Source organism: Stenotrophomonas sp. YJH_SMC_135, assembly GCF_059372355.1.
In genome coordinates, this window is sequence record NZ_JCAFVN010000001.1 from 1,198,187 (window position 1) to 1,217,527 (window position 19,341).

Here is a 19,341-nt window from a genome sequence, read left to right on the forward strand (position 1 = left end):
TTCACCCCTGTGTCACCCTGCGTGCGGTCAGATCCGGGGTTCACGGGGAAAGGAGCACAACGACATGGTACGGATGAAGTGGACGGGCAGGGCAATGCTGGCGGTCGCACTGGCCGCTGCGGTGGCACCGGCGCTGGCCTGCACGCGCGCGGTGTACCTGGGTGACAACGGTGATGTGATCACCGCACGCTCGATGGACTGGAAGGTCGACGTGGCCACCAATCTCTACGTGCTACCGCGCGGCATCGCGCGCACCGGCCAGGCCGGACCGAAGTCGCTGGCCTGGACAGCGCGCTATGGTTCGGTGGTGGCCACCGGCTACGACGTGTCGACCACCGATGGCATGAACGAGAAGGGCCTGGTGGCCAACCTGCTGTGGCTGGTCGAATCGGAGTATCCGCAGCAGCGCGGCAACAAGCCGGGACTGGCGATTTCGCTGTGGGCGCAGTATGTGCTGGACAATTTCGCGACCGTGGATGAGGCAGTGGCGGCGCTGAAGCGTGAGCCGTACTCGATCGTCACCGACAAGGTGCCGGGCGAGGACCGCCAGGCAACGCTGCATCTGTCGCTGTCCGACGCGAGCGGCGACAGTGCCATCGTCGAGTACATCGGGGGGCGCCAGGTGATCCACCATGACCGGCGCTACCAGGTGATGACCAACTCGCCGATCTTCGAGCAGCAGCTTGCACTCAACAGCTACTGGCAGCAGATCGGTGGCACGGTGATGCTGCCAGGTACCAACCGCTCGTCCGACCGCTTCGCGCGTGCGTCGTTCTACATCAATGCCATTCCCAAGGCCGAGGACCCGGTGGAAGCGCTGGCCAGCGTGTTCAGCGTGATCCGCAATGCGTCGGTGCCGTATGGCATCACCACGCCGGGCGAGCCGAACATCTCATCGACGCGCTGGCGCACGGTGGCCGACCACAAGCGGCGGTTGTACTTCTTCGAATCGGCGCTGACCCCCAACACCTTCTGGATCGATCTGAACAAGGTCGATTTCGGCGGCCAAGTGCTCAAGCTCGACCTTGGCAAGGACCAGCGCAACACGTTCGCCGGCGATGCATTGGGTCACTTCGTACCCAGTGCACCGTTCGCCTTCCTCGGCGTGGACGGCTAGCGCGAGGCCTGGTCCGGCGCGTCCTTCGGATAGACCGCCAGCACGCTGCAGCCCGGGCGGGCGAAGCGCGGCGTGCTGGCGCGCATGTCGCCGGGGATTCCGGACGGCGTCTCCACGATGCGATCGCCCGGATTGCCACAGATCAGGCCGTTCTGGAAACCGGACTGGAATTCCACCGAGGTCGCCCCGGCCAGGATCGAGCAGCTGCCGGCCAGTTCGACGCGGTAGTAGCGATTGCCGCCATTGCGGCGCGGATTGGTCTCCACCACCACGCCTTGCGGATCCTCGTTCCAGCTGCGCACATGGCGGGTGGCGAAGCAGAACGCTGGCGAGGCCTGGAAGGTATGGCGCGGGCTGCTGCCGCCACGGCTGGGCTTGCCTGTGGCGGTCACGTTCACCGGCGGCAGGGTGGCCGCGTACAGGCGGCTGCTCTGGCGAGCGGTGCTGGCGAACTCCCGGTTGTCGATGGGGGTGACACTGCCGACGCCGCAGCGGCGGCCATCCACCATCACCTGTTCACTGGGGCGGCCGCAGGCCCAGCCCGAAGGCGCCTCCAGCCGCAGTGCGCTGGCTTCGTTGACACCCGGGCAGGCTGCGCTGAAGTCGATGCGGAAGGCCTGGCCCCTGCCATCACGGACCGCGATGGCGGTCGGTGTCTCCTGCTCGACCTGGCGTACGTCACGTGCGTCCAGGCAGTGCGGTGCAGGTGCGATGCGCTCGGCGGCCGATGGCGCGGATGGCGCCTGGGCCAGGGCGGCCAGGGGTAAGGCGCTGGCCAGTGCCAGCGGAAGCAATCGGATCATGCTGTTCATCCTGCCATCCCTGCGTCTGTAACTGGCTGGAACATAGCATGGCCGGTGCCGGGGCCGCGTTGCAGGGAAATGCCAGCACGCGCACACTCGTCATATGGGCGCGATCTTCCACCTGCGGCACTACGGCCAGGCCACCGGCCTGGACCGTCATGACTACGCGCAGTGGGTGCTGCCGCTGCAGGGCGAACTGCAGTTCGAGATGCAAGGCCGCGGTGGTCGCCTGGACCTGCTGCAGGGGGCCTTCGTCGCGGCTGGCGAAGCACACGACCAGATGGCCGATGGCCCGAATGCTTTCGTGATCGTCGACTGCCCCCCGGGTGTGCTCGATGACGGTACCCAGGAACACCTGTGCCGCCAGCGCTGGCTGCATCTGCCACTGGCGCTGCGACAGCGCCTGGCGCAGGTGTGTGAGGGCCAGGCACTGCCGGCCCTGTTGCCGCAGCTGCTCCAGGTGTTCGCACCGGCGGGCAGTGGTGCGCGCCTGCAGGGCCTGTGCGCGGCGGTGCAGGTTGATCCGGGCCAGGCGTGGCCGGTAGCACGCATGTCCGCCTTCGTCGGCGTCAGCGAAAGCCGGTTGCATGCGCTGTTCCAGCCGGAGTTCGGGCTGAGCCCGCAGGCCTGGCTCAGTGCAAGCCGGTTGCGTTGGGCCAAGCACCAGCTGCGTACCAGTGCGGCGCCGATCAGCGATATCGCGCTGGCGGCAGGCTATTCCGAGCAGAGTGCACTGACCCGTGCGCTGCGTCGTGAGTGCGGGCAGACGCCGGCCGCCTGGCGCAGGGGCGCCATCTGACCTGTAGAGCCGAGCCCACGCTCGGCTGCCCTTATCTGCACAGCGGCCAATCGCAGCCGAGCATTGGCTCGGCTCTACAGAGATGACAAGGCAATAGCCTCGGTCAAGAGCGCCCGCTGGCCAGCGCTTACACTGCGCGGCCCGTTCTCTTCCCCCGAAGAACCCGAATGCGCAACAACCCGATGGCCCTGGGCATCGCCAATGGCGTTGCCGCTGGCGCGCTGTGGGGCGTGGTCTTTCTCGCGCCCGCCGTGCTGCAGTCGTTCAATGCCCTGCAACTGTCCGCCGGTCGCTACCTGGTCTATGGCCTGATTGCCATCGCTCTGCTGCTGCCGCGCTGGAAGCGGCTGGCACCGCGGCTGGGCCGCGCCGAATGGTTCGGGCTGCTGTGGCTGAGCCTGGCCGGCAACCTGGTGTACTTCCTGCTGCTGGCCACGGCGGTGCAGTGGGCCGGTGGCGCGGCGGCGTCATTGATTGTCGGCCTGATTCCGGTGGTGGTCACTGTGGTTGGCGTGCGCGAGCAGGGCGCGGTGCCGTTGAAGCAGCTGCTGCCGGCGCTGGGCCTGTGCGTGCTCGGCGTGGCGCTGGTGGGCTGGGAAGCATTGATGTCCGAACACCTCGCAACACCGTGGCGGCAGCGCCTGATTGGCCTGCTCTGTGCGTTCGGCGCGCTGTTCTCGTGGGCGCTGTACTCGATCGGCAACAGTCGTTGGCTGGCGCGCCGGCCGGACCTGTCCAGCCACGACTGGTCGTTGCTGACCGGCGTCACCACTGGCGGCCTGGCCCTGCTGCTGGTGCCGATGGCCTTCATCGGCCACAGCGGTACCCACACCGCGGCGCAGTGGAGTGGCTTCTGGGCGATCAGCGCCGGCGTGGCAGTGGTGGCCTCGATCCTCGGCAACGCGTTCTGGAACCGTGCCAGCCGCCTGCTGCCATTGACCCTGACCGGGCAGATGATCGTGTTCGAGACGCTGTTCGCGCTGGCGTATGCCTTCGCCTGGCAGCAGCGCTGGCCCTCGCTGCTGGAGGCGCTGGCGATCGTGTTCCTGGTGGCCGGCGTGATGCTGTGCGCGCATGCCCATCGCTCGCCACGGGCGATCGCCGAACATGCAGGCTGAATGTGGGCGTCAAGCGTGCTGATACCGGCTTGGTCTCAGATGCAACCAAATGCCGGCACGTTGGCCGATGATCGCCGCAATGATTTTTTGCATCGCAGCACTTGACAGCGGACCGGCGCACAGTGTTTTCTGTGCGTCATGGTCCTTGATGCCGCCCACGCCAGCCTGATCGCCCCCGCCATTGCGGGCCGTCCGACTGCGCCGGTCGCCACCACCACCATTACCACCACCACCGTCACCACTGCCCTGGTGCGGCCCGTCGTCTTCGTGTAACTCCCGAAAACCACGGCCCCGCACCATCCAGGTGGCGGGGAAACTCGACACCTGCATGCGACGGGGCCTCCTACCGAGGTCTGCATGTCTTCCCACGCCCCCGCCCATCCCGTTGCCCCGGCCGATCTGGCTGCACCGTCCACTGTCGTGCACAAGTTCGGCGGCACCTCGGTGGCCGATGCCGAACGCTATCGCCATGTTGCCGGCCTGCTGCTGGCCCGTCCTGAGTCGCTGCAGGTCACTGTCGTCTCGGCGATGAAGGGGGTCACCGACGCGCTGATCGATCTGGCGCAGCTGGCGGCAAAGGGTGACCAGGGTTGGCGCGAGGCCTGGCATGCCCTGCGCGCGCGCCACCGTGGCGCCGCCGTGGCGCTGCTGGGCGAGCAGGTCGGCGAGACGGTCGAATGGATCGACGCCCGCTTCGATCAGCTGGCCGAAGTGCTGGCGGCGCTGGCGGTGATCGGCGAGCTGCCGCGCGAGGTGCTGGACCGCGTGCAGGGCCTGGGCGAAGTGTTCTCCGCGCAGCTGCTTGGCACCCACCTGCGCGCCTTGGGCGAAGACTGTGCGGTGCTCGATGCGCGCGATGTGCTGGTGGTCGGGCATGGCGAGCTGGGCGTCGATGTCGACTGGGAAGCCAGCGCCGACCGCCTCGCGCAATGGCGCCTTCAACATCCTCAGCCGCGCCTGGTCGCCACCGGTTTCGTCGCGCGTGACCGTGATGACCGCATCACCACCCTGGGCCGCAACGGCAGTGACTACTCCGGCGCGATCTTCGCCGCGCTGTTCAATGCCGATGAACTGCACATCTGGACCGACGTCGACGGCGTGCTGTCAGCCGACCCGCGCCTGGTACCCGAAGCCGTGCAGCTCGAATCGCTCAGCTACGACGAGGCCTGCGAACTGGCCTACTTCGGCGCCAAAGTGGTGCACCCGCAGACGATGTCGCCGGCGATCCGCCTGGGCCTGCCGATCTTCATCCGCAATACGTTCCAACCGGCGCATCCGGGTACGCGCATCAGTGCCGAGCGCTCGCCGCGTGGGCCGGTAAAGGGCCTGACCCTGAGCCCGGGCCTGGCCCTGTTGAACCTGGAAGGCACCGGCCTGATCGGCGTGCCAGGCACTGCAGAGCGCGTTTTCGCTGCCCTGCGCCAGGCGCAGGTGTCGGTGGTGATGATCTCGCAGGGTTCGTCGGAACATTCGATCTGCTGCGTGGTGCGCGCCGCCGAAGCTGCACGTGGCCGCGAGGCGCTGCTGCATGCGTTTGCGCATGAGCTGTCGGTGGGCCAGGTGCAGCGCGTGCAGGTCAGCGAGGGCGTCAGCGTTCTGGCGGCGGTGGGCGACGGCATGGCCGGCCAACCTGGCGTGGCGGCGCGCCTGTTCGAGGCGCTGGGCCGCGCGCAGGTGAACATCCTGGCGATCGCGCAGGGCTCGTCCGAGCGCAACATTTCGGTGGCGGTGGACAGTGCCGATGCCACCCGCGCCCTGCGCGCCGCGCATGCCGGCTTCTGGCTGTCGCCGCAGACCTTCGCGGTGGGCGTGATCGGGCCTGGCAACGTCGGTGCCGCGCTGCTGGACCAGCTGCTGGCCGCGCGCCCGCAGTTGCTGGCCAAGGCCAATGTCGACCTGCGCCTGCGCGCACTGGCCTCGCGTTCGCGCATGCGGCTGGATGCGGATGGGCTGCATGCCGACTGGCGCGAAGCCCTTCAGCAGGCGGGTGAGCCCAGCGATCTGGATCGCTTCACCGAACACCTGCTGGCCGCGCACCTGCCGCATGCGGTGGTGATCGACTGCAGTGGCAGTGCCGAGGTGGCCGAGCGCTATGAGGGCTGGCTGGCAGCCGGCATCCACGTGGTCACACCGAACAAACAGGCCGGCGCCGGGCCGCTGCCGCGCTACCAGCGCATCCGCGCCGCGGCGGCGGCCAGTGGTGCGCGTTTCCGCTACGAGGCCACGGTGGGCGCGGGCCTGCCGGTGATCACCACGCTGCGTGACCTGGTCGATACCGGTGACGAGGTACTGGCCATCGAAGGCATCTTCTCCGGCACGCTGGCCTGGCTGTTCAACCGCTTCGATGGCAGCCAGCCGTTCTCGCAGCTGGTCGCGCAGGCGCGGTCGATGGGCTACACCGAGCCGGACCCGCGTGACGATCTTTCGGGCGTGGACGTGGCGCGCAAGCTGGTGATCCTGGCCCGCGAAGCCGGCCACGCGCTCAGTCTTGAGCAGGTGGAAGTGGAAAGCCTGGTGCCGGCGCTGCTGCGCGAGGGCAGCGTGGATGACTTCATGGCGCGGCTGGGCGAGTCCGACGCCAGCCTGCTGCAACGCCTGCAGGATGCGCGGGCGCGTGGCGCGGTGCTGCGCTATGTGGCACAGCTGGGTGCTGACGGTGCCTCGGTGGGCCTGCAGGAACTGCCGGCCGATCATGCCTTCGCCAACCTGCGGCTGACCGACAACGTGGTGCAGTTCCGCACCCGTCGCTACTGCGACAACCCGTTGGTGGTGCAGGGGCCGGGTGCGGGTCCGGAGGTGACGGCAGCGGGTGTGTTCGCGGACCTGCTGCGGGTCGCCGCCGGTGAAGGAGCGCGGCTGTGATCGCACGTGCGTTCGCGCCTGCCTCGGTGGCCAACGTGGCAGTGGGCTTCGACATTCTCGGCCATGCCATTGCCGGTATCGGCGATACCGTGAGCGTGCGCCGCATCGACGAGCCGGCGGTGCGGATCGATGCGATCCGTGGCAGTGCCGTCGCGCTGCCACTGGACGCCGCCGGCAACACCGCCGGGGCTGCGCTGATGTCGCTGCGCGAAGGCCTGGGCCTGGATTTCGGTTTCGCAGTCGAGATCGACAAGGGCATCCCGTTCGGTTCCGGCATGGGCGGTTCGGCAGCGTCGAGTGTCGCGGCGCTGGTCGCCGCCAATGCGCTGCTGCAGGCCCCGTTGCCGCGCGAGGCGCTGTACCCCTACGCGCTGGATGGTGAGGCGGTGGCCAGTGGTGGCCGTCACGGTGACAACGTCGGCCCGCTGCTGCTGGGTGGCCTGGCGCTGTGTACGGCCGATCGCCTGTTGCCGGTCCCGGTGCCTGCCAGCTGGCACAGCCTGCTGGTGCATCCGCACGCGGTGCTGGAAACGCGCCGTGCCCGCCAGGCCCTGCAGGGCAGCTATGCGCTGGGCGAGTTCGTGGCCCAGAGCGCGAACCTCGCGCTGGTGCTCAGTGGTTGCCATCGCAGTGATGCGACGCTGGTACGCGCGGGGCTGCGCGATGTGCTGGTCGAACCGCGACGGGCCGGATTGATTGCCGGCTTCGAGGCCGCCCGTGATGCAGCGCTGTCGGCCCATGCAATGGGCGCGGGCATCTCCGGTGCCGGACCCAGTGTGTTCGCCTGGTTCGAGGATGCCGACCAGGCCCGTGCCGCCGTGGCGCCGGTGCAGGCAGCGTTCGCTGCGGCCGGCTTCGACAGTGACGCCTGGGTATCGCCGCTGGATGCGCCGGGAGCCCGGCTGTGCTGAATCCTTCCCCTTCTCTGGAAACCGATCCCATGCAATTTGTTTCGACACGCGGGCAGTCTCCCGCCGTTGGCCTCAGCGCGGCGATCGCCGCTGGATTGGCGCCCGATGGCGGGCTGTATGTTCCCGCGCATCTGTCGGCCGCGCGCAAGCTGCAGGCCGGGGCGACCCTGGCCGATACCGCCGCCGATCTGCTGGCACCGTTGTTTGCGGGCGACGCACTTGAGACTGCGCTTCCGGGGATCTGCCGCGAAGCGTTCGACTTCCCGGTGCCGCTGCGTGCACTCGGCGAGGGTGACCATGTGCTGGAGCTGTTCCATGGGCCGACGGCGGCATTCAAGGATATCGGCGCGCGCTTCCTGGCCGGTACGCTGTCGCGGCTGCAGGTCGGCAAGGATCGCGATCTGACGATCGTCGTCGCCACGTCCGGCGATACGGGTGCCGCCGTTGCGGCGGCCTTCCATCGCCAGCCGGGCGTGCGCGTGGTGGTGCTGTATCCGGAGGGCCGCGTGTCTCCGCGCCAGGCGCATCAGCTCGGTTGTTTCGGCGACAACATCCAGGCCCTGCGCGTGACGGGCGTATTCGACGATTGCCAGGCGATGGTCAAGCAGGCGCTGGCCGACCGCGAACTGCAGGCGCAGGTGCCGTTGAGCTCGGCCAACAGCATCAGCCTGGGCCGACTGCTGCCGCAGATGAGCTACTACGCGCATGCAGCGTTGACCCACTACGCCGCGCATCGTCGCCGGCTCAACCTGGTGGTGCCGACCGGCAATCTGGGCAACGCGATGGCGGCCGTGCTGGCGCGCGCGCTGGGCGTGCCGATCGGCCAGATCGTGCTGGCCACCAATGCCAATGCCGTGCTGCCGGCGTACTTCAATGGTGGCGACTACCAGCCGCAGGCCAGTGTGGCGACGGTGGCCAATGCAATGGACGTGGGTGCGCCGAGCAACTTCGAGCGACTGCGCTGGCTCTACCACGGCGACGACGCAGAGCTGCGTGCAGCTTTCCGCGCGTTCGCGGTGGATGACGTGACCATCCGCGCGACGATTGCCGCAGCGCATGCCAGCCGCGGCGAGCTGTTCTGCCCGCACACGGCGACGGCGGTGAAGGTGCTGCAGGATCTGCGCGCGCGCGGTGCCAAGGGCGACTGGGCGGTGGTGGCTACGGCGCATCCAGCCAAGTTCGAGGCTGTGGTCGAGCCGCTGATCGGCGAAACGGTGGCGGTGCCGCCTGCGCTGGATGCGTTGCTGCAGCGACCGGCGCACGCCGAACCATTGGCGGCGGATTACGCGGCGTTGCGCGAGGTGTTGCTGCGTTGATCGCAGATGGAGGCGGGTGCCGGCCAGCGGCCGGCACCACCCGTGTTGCATCCTTCCGGTAGTGCCGGCCGCTGGCCGGCAACCCAACCAACCGCGATACGGTCAGATCAACCCTTCACCGGCCAGCGTGCGCAGCCCATCCTCGTCGAGGATCTCCACCACGTTCAGGTGGGGCAGGGCGATCAGCCCCTGCTGGCGCAGCTTGGTGAAGGTGCGGCTGACCGTTTCCATGGTCAGGCCCAGATGGTCGGCGATATCGCCGCGGCCCATCGGCAGCGACACGCGCAGGCCGTCGCCCCCCAGCTTGGCCTCGCGCGCGGCCAGGCGCAGCAGGAAATCGGCCAGCTTCTCGGCCGGCTGCAGGCGTGCCAGCGCCAGCGCAGCATCCTGTGCGGCATCCAGTTCCTGGCAGGCGCGCTGCAGCAGCTTGCGCTCCAGGTGCGGGAAGCGGCTGCGCAGGGCCTTCATCTGTGGCAGCGCGACACGGCACACGCGGCTGTCGGCGATGGCCTCGATGTCGTAGCGATGGTGGTCGCTGCCGCTCAGGCCCAGGTAGTCGCCGGGCAGCACGAAACCGTTGATCTGGCGCCGGCCGTCGGCCAGGGTGCGCACCAGGCGCAGTGCGCCGGCGGTCAATGTATAGACATGGTCGCGCTCTTCGCCGGTGCGGGCCAGCGTGCTGCCCATGCTGACCTGCTGCGAGACGGTGACCTGTTCCAGCGCCTGCACTTCGTCTGGCGACAGCGCCGAGCACACCGCAAGGTGCCGAACCGAGCAGTGCAGGCAGTCCAGCGTGGTGCAGGACGGCGAGGCGGGATCGTTGGTGGCGGGCGGAGCGCCGGAAGGCCGTGACATGTTGCGGGGGGCGTATCGCGGGCGGGGAGGGCCTTATGATACTTCAAGCGGCCGTTCGACCCTGCCGGAGGCGGGGGCGCTAGAATGTTGCCCCCTCCCACGTCCCGTTCCAGCAGGAGTTCCGCCCGTGATCAAGCCCCGTACCCCGCCCGGCACCCTTGAGCTGCTGCCGCGCGAGCAGATTGCGTTCCAGCGCATGCTGGACGTCATCCGCCGCAACTACGAGCGCTTCGGGTTCCTGCCGGTGGAGACGCCGGTGTTCGAGCTGTCCGACGTGCTGCTGACCAAGTCCGGTGGTGAGACCGAGCGCCAGGTGTATTTCGTGCAGTCCACCGGCGCGCTGGCCAACGCGGCCGAGTCGGGCGACCGTTCGCTGCCGGAAATGGCGCTGCGCTTCGACCTGACCGTGCCGCTGGCACGCTACGTGGCCGAGCACGAACACGAACTGACCTTCCCGTTCCGCCGTTACCAGATGCAGCGCGTGTACCGCGGCGAGCGTGCCCAGCGCGGTCGTTTCCGCGAGTTCTACCAGTGCGACATCGACGTGATCGGCAAGGACAGCCTGAGCGTGCGGTACGACGCTGAAGTGCTGGCGGTCATCCATGCGGTGTTCTCGGAACTGCGCATCGGTGACTTCAGCATCCAGCTGAACAACCGCAAGCTGATGCGCGGCTTCTTCGAGAGCCTGGGCGTGGCTGAAGGCGAGCGCCAGCTGGCGGTGCTGCGCGAAGTGGACAAGCTGGACAAGCGTGGCGCCGATTACGTTCGCGAGACGCTGGTGGGCGAGGGCTTCAACATCCCGGCAGAACAGGTCGAGAAGATCCTGGCCTTCGTCGCTGTGCGTTCGCAGGGCCATGCCGATGCGCTGGCGCAGCTGGCCACGCTGGAAGCCGACGCCGGTTCTTCGGAGATCCTGCGTACCGGCGTCGCCGAACTGCGCGAAGTGCTGCAGCTGGTGCAGGCGCTGGGCGTGCCGGAAACCGCATACTGCCTGAACTTCTCCATTGCGCGCGGCCTGGACTATTACACCGGCACCGTCTACGAGACCACGCTGACCGACCACCCGCAGATCGGCTCGATCTGTTCGGGCGGCCGTTACGAAGACCTGGCCAGCCACTACAGCAAGTCGAAGCTGCCGGGCGTGGGTATCTCCATCGGCCTGTCGCGCCTGTTCTGGCAGCTGCGCGAGGCGGGCCTGATCGACGGCATCGAAGCCAGCAGCGTGCAGGCGCTGGTGGCGCTGATGGACGAGCAGGGCATGCCGCAGTCGCTGGACATCGCGCGCCGCCTGCGCGCCGGTGGCATCAATACCGAAGTGCAGATGGAGCCGAAGAAGATCGGCAAGCAGTTCCAGTACGCGGCCAAGGCCGGCATCCGCTTCGTGGTGCTGGCCGGTGAAGACGAGCTCGCGCGCGGCGTGGTGGCGGTGAAGGACCTGCTGCGTGAACAGCAGTTCGAAGTGTCGCGCGACGAGCTGGCCAGCACCCTGCTGGTGGAGCTGGAGCAGTCCAGGGCAATGGCGTGATGCGGGCCGCCGCAGGGGCGCTGTGCGTGCTCCTGCTGGCGGGCTGCCAGAGTGACCCGGTGCTGCGCAGTGATCGGCTGGGCCCGGCGCAGTACCGGCTGCAGGTTGATCGCTGTCACGTGATCGACCGCGCGCAGCTTGAGGGCGACCTGCGGGCCCTGGCCTCGCGGACGTGCCCGGCGGGTGCAGGGGCGTTGCAGAACATCCAGTCCCTGCCGAGCCGGCAGGGCAGCCTGTTCGGGGAGTGCCTGCGGCGCGGGACGCTGCAGGCGGAGGTGCGTTGCCTGCCCTGAGTCGAGCCAGGTTGTTGATTTGAAAGCAGAACGCCCGCCCTTTGGTGGGCGTTCTGCGTTTCCGGCATCCGGTCCAGGGGTCAGATCCGTTTTCCTCTGGAAAACGGATCTGACCCCATGAGGCTCCGATTTGACGCACTGCGCAAGAATGCGTTAATGTACTAACGCGCTATTACATTGATGCATGGACCCGACCCCGTGAAAGCCCGCCCCGAGATTGCCGCCAAAGACCCGAAGGCCGACCTGGAAGCCCTGGCCCGGGCCTTTGCCGCGCTGCGCGAGCCGGAGCAGGTCGAGGCATTCCTGCGCGACCTGTGCACCCCGGCCGAGCTGGAGGCCATGGCCGACCGCTGGAAGGTGGTGCCGCTGCTGCAGCAGGGCGTGCCGTACCGCGAGATCCACGAGCGCACCGGCGTCAGCGTGACCACCACCGGACGGGTGGCACGCACGCTCGAGCACGGCCATCGAGGCTATGCCGCCGCCATCGACCGCCTTGCTTCGCGCTGATCCGCGCCCCGTTCCGAACTTCGAGACCTCCCCCATGAGTGCATCCCAGGCAGCGCCGGCACGAGACCGGCTGCGTATCGCCATCCAGAAGAGCGGCCGGCTGGCCGAGCCCGCCCGCAACCTGCTCAGCGCCTGTGGTCTGAGCTGGCGCGAGAGCCGCGACAAGCTGTTCTGCTACGGCGAATCGCTGCCGGTGGACCTGTTGCTGGTGCGCGACGACGACATCCCCGGCCTGATCGCCGATGGCGTCTGCGACCTCGGCATCGTCGGTCGCAATGAACTGGACGAGCAGGCCGCAGCACGCCGCCAGATCGGCCTGCCGGACGCCTACCAGGCGCTGCGCGGGCTGGGCTTCGGCCAGTGCCGGCTGATGCTGGCGGTGCCCGAGGAATGGCAGTGGCAGGGTCCGGCGCAGCTGGCCGGCACCCGCATCGCCACCAGCTACCCGGCCATCCTCAAGCAGTGGCTGGCGGAGCAGGGCGTGGACGCGCAGGTGGTCGAGCTGTCCGGGTCGGTGGAAATCGCCCCGCGCCTGGGTACCGCCGACCTGATCTGCGATCTGGTCTCCAGCGGCGCCACGCTGCGTGCCAACCAGTTGACCCCGGTACACAACCTGCTCGACAGCGAGGCGGTGCTGGCTGGTGCGGTGCGCGTGCCGGATGACGCACGTGCATCGCTGCGCGCGATGCTGCTGCGCCGCCTCGACGGCGTGGTGCAGCGCCAGGACCGCAAGCTGCTGATGTTCCGTGCCAGCGAAGATCGCGTCGACGCGCTGGCGCAGCTGCTGGCCGATGCCGAGCCGCTGGTGCGGCTGCCGGCCGATGGTGGCGCGCTGCGCCTGCAGACCATGTGCCCCGGCCCGCTGAGCTGGCAGCGCATGGAAGAACTCGAGCGTGCGGGCGCGCAGGGCCTGATGGTATTGAGCGTGGAGCGGTCGCTGGCATGAACCGTCTGATCTGGTCCCGACTTGATGAGGCCGCGCGCAGCGCGGCATTGACCCGCCCGGTGCAGGCCGTGGCGCAGCAGACCCGCGATGCCGTAGCGGCCCTGATCGCGCAGGTGCGTGCACAGGGCGACGACGCGCTGCGTGCAATTACGGCGCGTTTCGATGGCGTCGAGCTGGCCTCGTTTGAAGTTTCCGAAGCCGAATTCGCCGCTGCCGAAGCCGCCGTGCCCGCCGAACTGCGACAGGCGATGGTGGACGCCGCCGAACGCATTGCGCGCTTCCACGCCGCTGGCATGGGCAAAGGCTATGCAGTTGAAACCGCGCCGGGCGTGGTCTGCGAACGCATGCTGCGGCCGATCGGCCGGGTGGGCCTGTACGTACCGGCTGGCAGCGCGCCGTTGCCGTCCACCGCGTTGATGCTGGGCGTGCCGGCGCAGCTGGCCGGTTGCCCGCAGGTGGTGCTGTGCACCCCGCCGCGCGCCGACGGCAGTGCCGATCCGGCAGTGCTGGTAGCCGCCCGCCTGACCGGCGTGCAGCGCGTGTTCAAGCTGGGCGGCGCGCAGGCGATCGCGGCGATGGCCTATGGCACGGCCAGCATTCCGGCCTGCGACAAGCTGTTCGGGCCGGGCAACAGCTTCGTTACCGAAGCCAAGCAGCAGGTCGCACAGGACGGCGCCGCCGCCATCGACATGCCTGCCGGTCCTTCGGAGGTGCTGGTGATTGCCGATGCTGGCGCCAATCCGGCGTTCGTCGCCGCCGACCTGCTGTCGCAGGCCGAGCACGGTCCGGATTCGCAGGTGCTGCTGCTGACCGACGACGCCGTGATGCTGGCGGCGGTCGAAGCCGAGGTTGAGCGCCAGGTGGCCCTGCTGCCGCGCCAGCAGATCGCGCGGCAGGCACTGTCGGCATCGCGGCTGGTGCAGGTTGATTCGTTGGACGAGGCGTTCGCGATCAGCAACCGCTATGCACCAGAACACCTGATCCTGGCCCTGCGTGATCCGCGCGCATGGCTGGACAAGGTGCAGGCGGCCGGCTCGGTGTTCCTGGGCGATTACACCCCCGAAGCACTGGGTGACTACTGCAGCGGCACCAACCACGTATTGCCCACCGCCGGTGCCGCGCGTGCCTACAGCGGCGTGAGCGTTGCCAGCTTCCAGAACCTGATCAGCGTGCAGAGCGCCAGCGCCGCCGGCCTGGCCGCGATCGGCGGCTGCGCGCGCATCATCGCCCGTGCCGAAGGCCTGGATGCGCACGAGCGTGCCGTTGCGTTGCGCATGGAGGTGGCGGCATGAGCGCGGCGATCGATGAGGTGCTGGCACTGGTGCGCCCGGACCTGCAGGCCTTCGCCGGCTACAGCTCGGCACGCAGCGCGGCGGTGCAGGGCGAGGTCTGGTTGAATGCCAATGAGTCGGCCTGGGCCAATGCGGCCGATCCCGCAGGCAGCAGCCGGCGCTATCCGGAGCCGCAGCCGCTCGCGCTGCGCGAGGGACTGGCGGCGCTGTACGGCGTGACGCCACAGCAGCTGCTGATCGGTCGCGGCAGCGACGAAGCCATTGATCTGCTGGTGCGCGCGCTGTGCGTGCCGGGTCGCGATGGCGTGCTGGTCACGCCGCCGGTGTTTGGCATGTACGCCGTCTGCGCACGCCTGCAGGGTGCCGCCTTGATTGAAGTGCCGCTGGTGGACAGCGAGGATGGACTGCGCACCGATCTGGATGCGGTGATCGACGCGGCCAAGGCGCAGGGTGCCAAGCTGGTGTTCCTGTGTGCGCCGTCGAACCCGGCCGGCAGTGACATCGCCCTGGATGAGGTCGAGCGCGTGGCGGTTGCGCTGCGCGGGCAGGCGCTGGTCGTGGTGGACGAGGCCTATGTCGAGTATGCACAACGGCCGTCGGCGACCACGTTGCTGGCCGCGCACGCCAATCTGGCGGTGCTGCGCACGCTGTCGAAGGCGCACGCGCTCGCGGCCGCCCGCGTTGGCACGCTGATCGCTGCCCCGGAGCTGATTGCCCTGCTGCGTCGCTGCCAGGCGCCGTACCCGGTGCCGACGCCGTGCGCGGAACTGGCCGTGCAGGCACTGCAGCCGGCCGCGCTGGCGCGCACCGCCGAGCGCGTGACCACGGTGATCGCCGAGCGCGAGCGCCTGCGTGCAGCCCTGGTCGGCCTGCCCGGCGTGTGCCGGGTGTATGCCTCGGCCGGCAACTACCTGCTGGTCCGCTTCGCCGATCCCCAGTCCGCGTTCGATACGCTGCTGGCTGCAGGCGTGGTGGTGCGCGACCAGCGCGCTGCGCCGCAGCTGGGTGATGCGCTGCGCATCAGCATCGGCAGCCCCGAAGAGAATGGCCGCGTGCTTGCGGCCCTGTCGGCGCGGAGGGCCGCAGCATGACCCCGATCCTGTTCATTGACCGCGACGGCACCCTCATCGAGGAGCCGTCCGACTTCCAGATCGACGCCTACGAAAAGCTGCGCTTCGTGCCGCAGGTGATCCCGGCGCTGCTGAAGCTGCGTGATGCCGGCTACCAGTTCGTGATCGTCACCAACCAGGACGGCCTCGGCAGCGACAGCTACCCGCGCGCCAGCTTCGATGGCCCCAACGACCTGATGCTGCAGATCTTCGAGAGCCAGGGCATCACCTTCCGTGACGTGCTGATCGATTCCAGCTGGCCGCAGGACAATGCGCCGACCCGCAAGCCAGGCATCGGCCTGATGACCGCCTACCTGCAGGACCGCAGCATCGACTGGGCACGCTCGGGCATGGTCGGTGACCGCATCACCGACCTGCAGTTTGCCGACAACCTCAACATCCGTGGTTTCCAGCTGCGCACCGCGCAGTTTGGTGGGGAGTGGGACTGGCCGGGCATCGCCCATGCGCTGGCCGACGCGCCGCGCACCGCCGTTGTCCAGCGCAACACCAAAGAAACGAAGATCCGCGTTGAGCTCGACCTGGACCGCGCGGGCGATGCACGCATCGCCACCGGCCTGCCGTTCTTCGACCACATGCTGGAGCAGATCGGCAAGCACGGCGGCTTCGCGCTGGACATCCAGGCCGAGGGTGACCTGCACATCGACGAGCACCACACCATCGAGGACACCGGGCTGGCCCTGGGCCAGGCCCTGCGCGAGGCGTTGGGCGACAAGCGCGGCATTGGCCGTTACGGCTTCACCCTGCCCATGGACGAGACCCTGGCCAGCGCTGCGCTGGACTTCAGCGGCCGTCCCTATTTCGTGTTCGAGGGCGAGTTCAAGCGCGAGCGCGTGGGCGATATGCCGACCGAGCTGGTGCCGCACTTCTTCCGTTCGCTGTGCGATGCCAGCGGTTTGAACCTCAACCTGCAGGTGCGCGGCGACAACGATCACCACAAGGTGGAGGCCTGCTTCAAGGCGCTGGCGCGCGCGCTGCGTCCGGCGCTGGCCCGGCAGGGCACGGCACTGCCGAGTACCAAGGGGGCGTTGTGAGCGATGTTGCGCTGATCGATGCCGGTGGCGCCAACCTGGGCTCGGTGCGCTACGCACTGGAGCGCCTGGGCGCGACGGTGCGGCTGGTGCGCGATGCGGACGGCCTGGTTGGTGCGCGGCGGGTGATCCTGCCCGGCGTCGGCGCCGCCGGTCCCGGCATGCAGCGCCTGCACGCTCAGGGCCTGGTGGAACCGCTGCAGCGACTGGAGGTGCCGTTGATGGGCATCTGCCTTGGCATGCAACTGCTGTTCGAACGCTCCGAGGAAGCGGGCGTAGAGACACTGGGACTGATTCCGGGCGTGGTACGCAAGCTGGTGCCGGCCTGTGGCATCCGCGTGCCGCACATGGGCTGGAACCGCCTGCTGCCGCTGCGCGAATCGCTGTTGCTGCAGGGCGTGCCGGAACGCGCCAGCGCCTACTTCGTGCACAGCTATGCGGCGCCGCTCAATACCCACACCGTCGCTGCCTGCGACCACGGTGGCCTGTTCACCGCCGTGGTGGAGCAGGGGCGCTACTACGGCGCACAGTTCCATCCCGAGCGCTCCGGCGAGACCGGCTCGCTGATGCTGCGCAACTTCCTCGAGGGCACTGCTGCATGAGTTTCATCGTCTACCCCGCGCTGGATATCCGCGACGGCCGCGTGGTGCGGCTGCGCCAGGGCGACTACGCGCAGGAAACCTCCTATGGGGATGACCCTCTGCCGCGCGCGCAGGCCTTCGCCGCGCAGGGCGCGCAGTGGATGCATCTGGTCGACCTGGATGCCGCACGGGCCGGTGGCTACACGCTGGCGCCGCTGTTGGCATCCATTCGTGCGCAGACCCCGCTGCAGGTGCAGACCGGCGGTGGCGTGCGCGGCCGCGACGATGTGGCGCGCATCCTCGACGCTGGCGCCGGCCGCGTGGTGGTGGGTTCGCTGGCGGTGCGTCGTCCCGATGAAGTGGTCGGCTGGCTGGAGGAATTCGGCGCCGATCGCATCACGATTGCGCTGGACGCGCGCCAGGACGCACAGGGGCAGTGGCAGCTGCCGGTGCACGGATGGACCGAGAACGCCGGGGTGACCCTGGATGACCTGGCCCGGCGCTACGCGCGCGCCGGCATGCGCCATCTGCTGTGCACCGACATCGCCCGCGACGGCATGCTGGCCGGGCCCAACATCAGCCTCTACCAGCACCTGTCGGCGCTGTTGCCGGGTGTGGCGGTGCAGGCGTCCGGTGGCATCCGTGACGTGGCCGATGTGGCCGAGGCGCGTGCCGCCGGCTGCGGAGGTGCCATCCTCGGCAAGGCACTGCTGGAGCAGCGCATGGACCTGAGCGAGGCGTTGGCATGTTGAGCCGCCGCATCATTCCGTGCCTGGACGTGCGCGATGGCCGCGTGGTCAAGGGCGTGCGCTTCCGCGATCACGTCGACATGGGCGACATCGCCGAGTTGGCACAGCGCTATCGCGACCAGGGCGCGGACGAGCTGGTGTTCTATGACATCGGCGCCAGTCCCGAGGCACGGTCGGTTGACGTCGCCTGGATCGAGCGCATCGCGCGCCTGATCGACATTCCGTTCTGTGTGGCCGGTGGCATCGACAGCGTGGAAACCGCGCGCCGCGTGCTGTTCGCCGGTGCCGACAAGGTGTCGATCAATTCGCCGGCGCTGGGCCGGCCGGAGCTGATCACCGAGCTGGCGGACGAGTTCGGCGTGCAGTGCGTTGTGGTGGGGGTCGATTCGGTGCGCGAGGCCGACGGGCAATGGCGGGTGCGTCGTTTCAGCGGCGATCCGGACAAGACCCAGGCGGTGCCGCTGCGCACGCTCGACTGGATCGTCGAAGCGCAACGGCGTGGAGCCGGTGAGATCGTGCTGAACTGCATGGACAGCGACGGTGTGCGCCGTGGCTACGATGTCGTGCAGCTGCAGCAGGCGCGGGCGCTGTGCCAGGTGCCGCTGATTGCCTCCGGTGGTGCCGGAGCGATGGAGCACTTCGCCGACGCCTTCGACCAGGCCGACGTCGACGGTGCGTTGGCGGCCAGTGTGTTCCACAGCGGCGCCATCGCCATTCCAGAATTGAAGCGCTACCTGCGCGGACAGCAGATCGAGGTGCGGGATGTCTATTGAAGTGAGGCCATCGCTGGATGCGCTGCAGGCGCTGGACTGGGGCAAGGGCGACGGCCTGCTGCCGGCCGTGGTGCAGGATGCCGATACCCTGCAGGTGCTGATGCTGGGCTATGTCAGCGCCGAATCGCTGGCGGCTACGCTGGCCATCGGCCACATGACCTTTTTCAGCCGCAGCAAGCAGCGGTTGTGGACCAAGGGCGAGCAGTCCGGCAACGTGCTGGTGGTGCAGTCGATCCGTGTCGACTGCGACGCCGATACGCTGCTGGTGATGGCGCGCCCGGCCGGGCCGACCTGCCACACCGGTGCCGAGAGCTGTTTCGACCAGGCGCCGAAGGATTTCCTGGGTGGGCTGGGCCAGCTGGTGGCCATGCGTGACGCGCAGCGCCCTCCCGGCAGCTACACCACCAGCCTGTTTGAAGGCGGCATCCGCCGCATCGCGCAGAAGGTGGGTGAGGAGGGCGTGGAGACCGCATTGGCCGCCGTGGCGCAGGATGATGAGGCATTGCTGGGCGAGGCGTCGGACCTGCTGTACCACCTGCTGGTGCTGCTGCGCGCGCGCGGGCTGTCGCTGGATGATGCGCGCGCGGTGCTGGAAAAACGCCATCGTTGAAGCGTGGTAGTGCCGGCCGCTGGCCGGCAACCAGCCGATGCCCGACGATCATGAGGTTGCCGGCCAGCGGCCGGCACTACCGGGAATGCGTCACCGCGTGCGCGATGTCATCAACGGAATCTACAA

20 protein-coding genes are annotated in these 19,341 nt (G+C 68.6%); 17 read left to right on the forward strand and 3 right to left on the reverse strand.

From position 1 onward, the window contains the following. The first annotated feature begins 64 nt into the window (after positions 1-64). Positions 65-1,117: a linear amide C-N hydrolase gene (locus AC5P98_RS06045; protein ID WP_014646937.1), complete on the forward strand. Its 1,053-nt coding sequence runs from the start codon at positions 65-67 to the stop codon at positions 1,115-1,117. Here the strand turns inward: AC5P98_RS06045 and AC5P98_RS06050 are convergent. Then, positions 1,114-1,920: a DUF6491 family protein gene (locus AC5P98_RS06050; RefSeq protein WP_049406516.1), complete on the reverse strand. Its 807-nt coding sequence runs from the start codon at positions 1,918-1,920 to the stop codon at positions 1,114-1,116. The genes AC5P98_RS06045 and AC5P98_RS06050 overlap by 4 nt on opposite strands. A gap of 103 nt (positions 1,921-2,023) precedes the next feature. Between AC5P98_RS06050 and AC5P98_RS06055 the strand changes: the two genes are divergently transcribed. Beyond that, the gene (locus AC5P98_RS06055) at positions 2,024-2,719 is read left to right on the forward strand and encodes a helix-turn-helix transcriptional regulator (RefSeq protein ID WP_049406514.1); all 696 of its coding nucleotides are present in this window, start codon (positions 2,024-2,026) and stop codon (positions 2,717-2,719) included. A gap of 167 nt (positions 2,720-2,886) precedes the next feature. After that, positions 2,887-3,837, forward strand: coding sequence for a DMT family transporter (locus AC5P98_RS06060; RefSeq protein WP_032957678.1), 951 nt, complete (start codon positions 2,887-2,889; stop codon positions 3,835-3,837). 9 nt (positions 3,838-3,846) lie between these two features. Here the strand turns inward: AC5P98_RS06060 and AC5P98_RS06065 are convergent, their stop codons facing one another. Then, positions 3,847-4,167 carry a hypothetical protein gene (locus AC5P98_RS06065; protein ID WP_162292848.1) on the reverse strand — a complete coding sequence of 107 codons (321 nt, stop codon included), beginning with the start codon at positions 4,165-4,167 and terminating at the stop codon, positions 3,847-3,849. A gap of 27 nt (positions 4,168-4,194) precedes the next feature. Between AC5P98_RS06065 and thrA the strand changes: the two genes are divergently transcribed. From thrA to thrC, 3 genes are read left to right on the forward strand one after another with little or no spacing between them, the layout of a single operon-like run. Further along, positions 4,195-6,699: a bifunctional aspartate kinase/homoserine dehydrogenase I gene (thrA, locus tag AC5P98_RS06070; RefSeq protein WP_032957680.1), complete on the forward strand. Its 2,505-nt coding sequence runs from the start codon at positions 4,195-4,197 to the stop codon at positions 6,697-6,699. Continuing rightward, on the forward strand, positions 6,696-7,610 hold the full coding sequence (locus AC5P98_RS06075; protein ID WP_049406512.1) for a homoserine kinase: 915 nt from the start codon (positions 6,696-6,698) through the stop codon (positions 7,608-7,610). The genes thrA and AC5P98_RS06075 overlap by 4 nt, the downstream gene beginning before the upstream one ends. A 29-nt stretch (positions 7,611-7,639) precedes the next feature. Then, positions 7,640-8,926: a threonine synthase gene (thrC, locus tag AC5P98_RS06080; protein ID WP_049406510.1), complete on the forward strand. Its 1,287-nt coding sequence runs from the start codon at positions 7,640-7,642 to the stop codon at positions 8,924-8,926. Positions 8,927-9,028: 102 nt separating this feature from the next. Here thrC and AC5P98_RS06085 read toward each other — a convergent pair whose 3' ends face one another. Then, entirely contained in the window at positions 9,029-9,781 is a 753-nt protein-coding gene (locus tag AC5P98_RS06085; RefSeq protein ID WP_010482595.1) for a Crp/Fnr family transcriptional regulator, read from the reverse strand. A gap of 127 nt (positions 9,782-9,908) precedes the next feature. Between AC5P98_RS06085 and hisS the strand changes: the two genes are divergently transcribed. From hisS to hisIE, 11 genes are all read left to right on the forward strand, one after another. Beyond that, positions 9,909-11,306: a histidine--tRNA ligase gene (gene hisS, locus AC5P98_RS06090; RefSeq protein WP_049406507.1), complete on the forward strand. Its 1,398-nt coding sequence runs from the start codon at positions 9,909-9,911 to the stop codon at positions 11,304-11,306. Positions 11,307-11,332: 26 nt separating this feature from the next. Beyond that, complete coding sequence (locus tag AC5P98_RS06095) at positions 11,333-11,599, forward strand: hypothetical protein (protein WP_230374597.1); 267 nt, start codon at positions 11,333-11,335, stop codon at positions 11,597-11,599. A gap of 198 nt (positions 11,600-11,797) precedes the next feature. After that, positions 11,798-12,106, forward strand: a complete 309-nt coding sequence (locus tag AC5P98_RS06100; RefSeq protein ID WP_005416326.1) for a YerC/YecD family TrpR-related protein — start codon at positions 11,798-11,800, stop codon at positions 12,104-12,106. A gap of 34 nt (positions 12,107-12,140) precedes the next feature. After that, positions 12,141-13,052 (forward strand): ATP phosphoribosyltransferase, encoded by a 912-nt coding sequence (gene hisG / locus AC5P98_RS06105; protein WP_049406503.1) that lies wholly within the window; start codon positions 12,141-12,143, stop codon positions 13,050-13,052. Continuing rightward, positions 13,049-14,344 (forward strand): histidinol dehydrogenase, encoded by a 1,296-nt coding sequence (gene hisD / locus AC5P98_RS06110; protein ID WP_046430361.1) that lies wholly within the window; start codon positions 13,049-13,051, stop codon positions 14,342-14,344. Before hisG ends, hisD begins: the two co-directional genes overlap by 4 nt. Then, complete coding sequence (gene hisC / locus AC5P98_RS06115) at positions 14,341-15,435, forward strand: histidinol-phosphate transaminase (protein WP_049406501.1); 1,095 nt, start codon at positions 14,341-14,343, stop codon at positions 15,433-15,435. Before hisD ends, hisC begins: the two co-directional genes overlap by 4 nt. After that, on the forward strand, positions 15,432-16,505 hold the full coding sequence (hisB, locus tag AC5P98_RS06120) for a bifunctional histidinol-phosphatase/imidazoleglycerol-phosphate dehydratase HisB (RefSeq protein WP_049418914.1): 1,074 nt from the start codon (positions 15,432-15,434) through the stop codon (positions 16,503-16,505). The genes hisC and hisB overlap by 4 nt, the downstream gene beginning before the upstream one ends. Further along, positions 16,502-17,104, forward strand: a complete 603-nt coding sequence (hisH, locus tag AC5P98_RS06125; protein ID WP_032957991.1) for an imidazole glycerol phosphate synthase subunit HisH — start codon at positions 16,502-16,504, stop codon at positions 17,102-17,104. Before hisB ends, hisH begins: the two co-directional genes overlap by 4 nt. Then, complete coding sequence (hisA, locus tag AC5P98_RS06130) at positions 17,101-17,835, forward strand: 1-(5-phosphoribosyl)-5-[(5-phosphoribosylamino)methylideneamino]imidazole-4-carboxamide isomerase (RefSeq protein WP_014646952.1); 735 nt, start codon at positions 17,101-17,103, stop codon at positions 17,833-17,835. Before hisH ends, hisA begins: the two co-directional genes overlap by 4 nt. Further along, entirely contained in the window at positions 17,829-18,605 is a 777-nt protein-coding gene (hisF, locus tag AC5P98_RS06135; protein ID WP_014646953.1) for an imidazole glycerol phosphate synthase subunit HisF, read from the forward strand. Before hisA ends, hisF begins: the two co-directional genes overlap by 7 nt. Continuing rightward, positions 18,595-19,215: a bifunctional phosphoribosyl-AMP cyclohydrolase/phosphoribosyl-ATP diphosphatase HisIE gene (hisIE, locus tag AC5P98_RS06140; RefSeq protein WP_014646954.1), complete on the forward strand. Its 621-nt coding sequence runs from the start codon at positions 18,595-18,597 to the stop codon at positions 19,213-19,215. Before hisF ends, hisIE begins: the two co-directional genes overlap by 11 nt. The last annotated feature ends 126 nt before the right edge of the window (positions 19,216-19,341 follow it).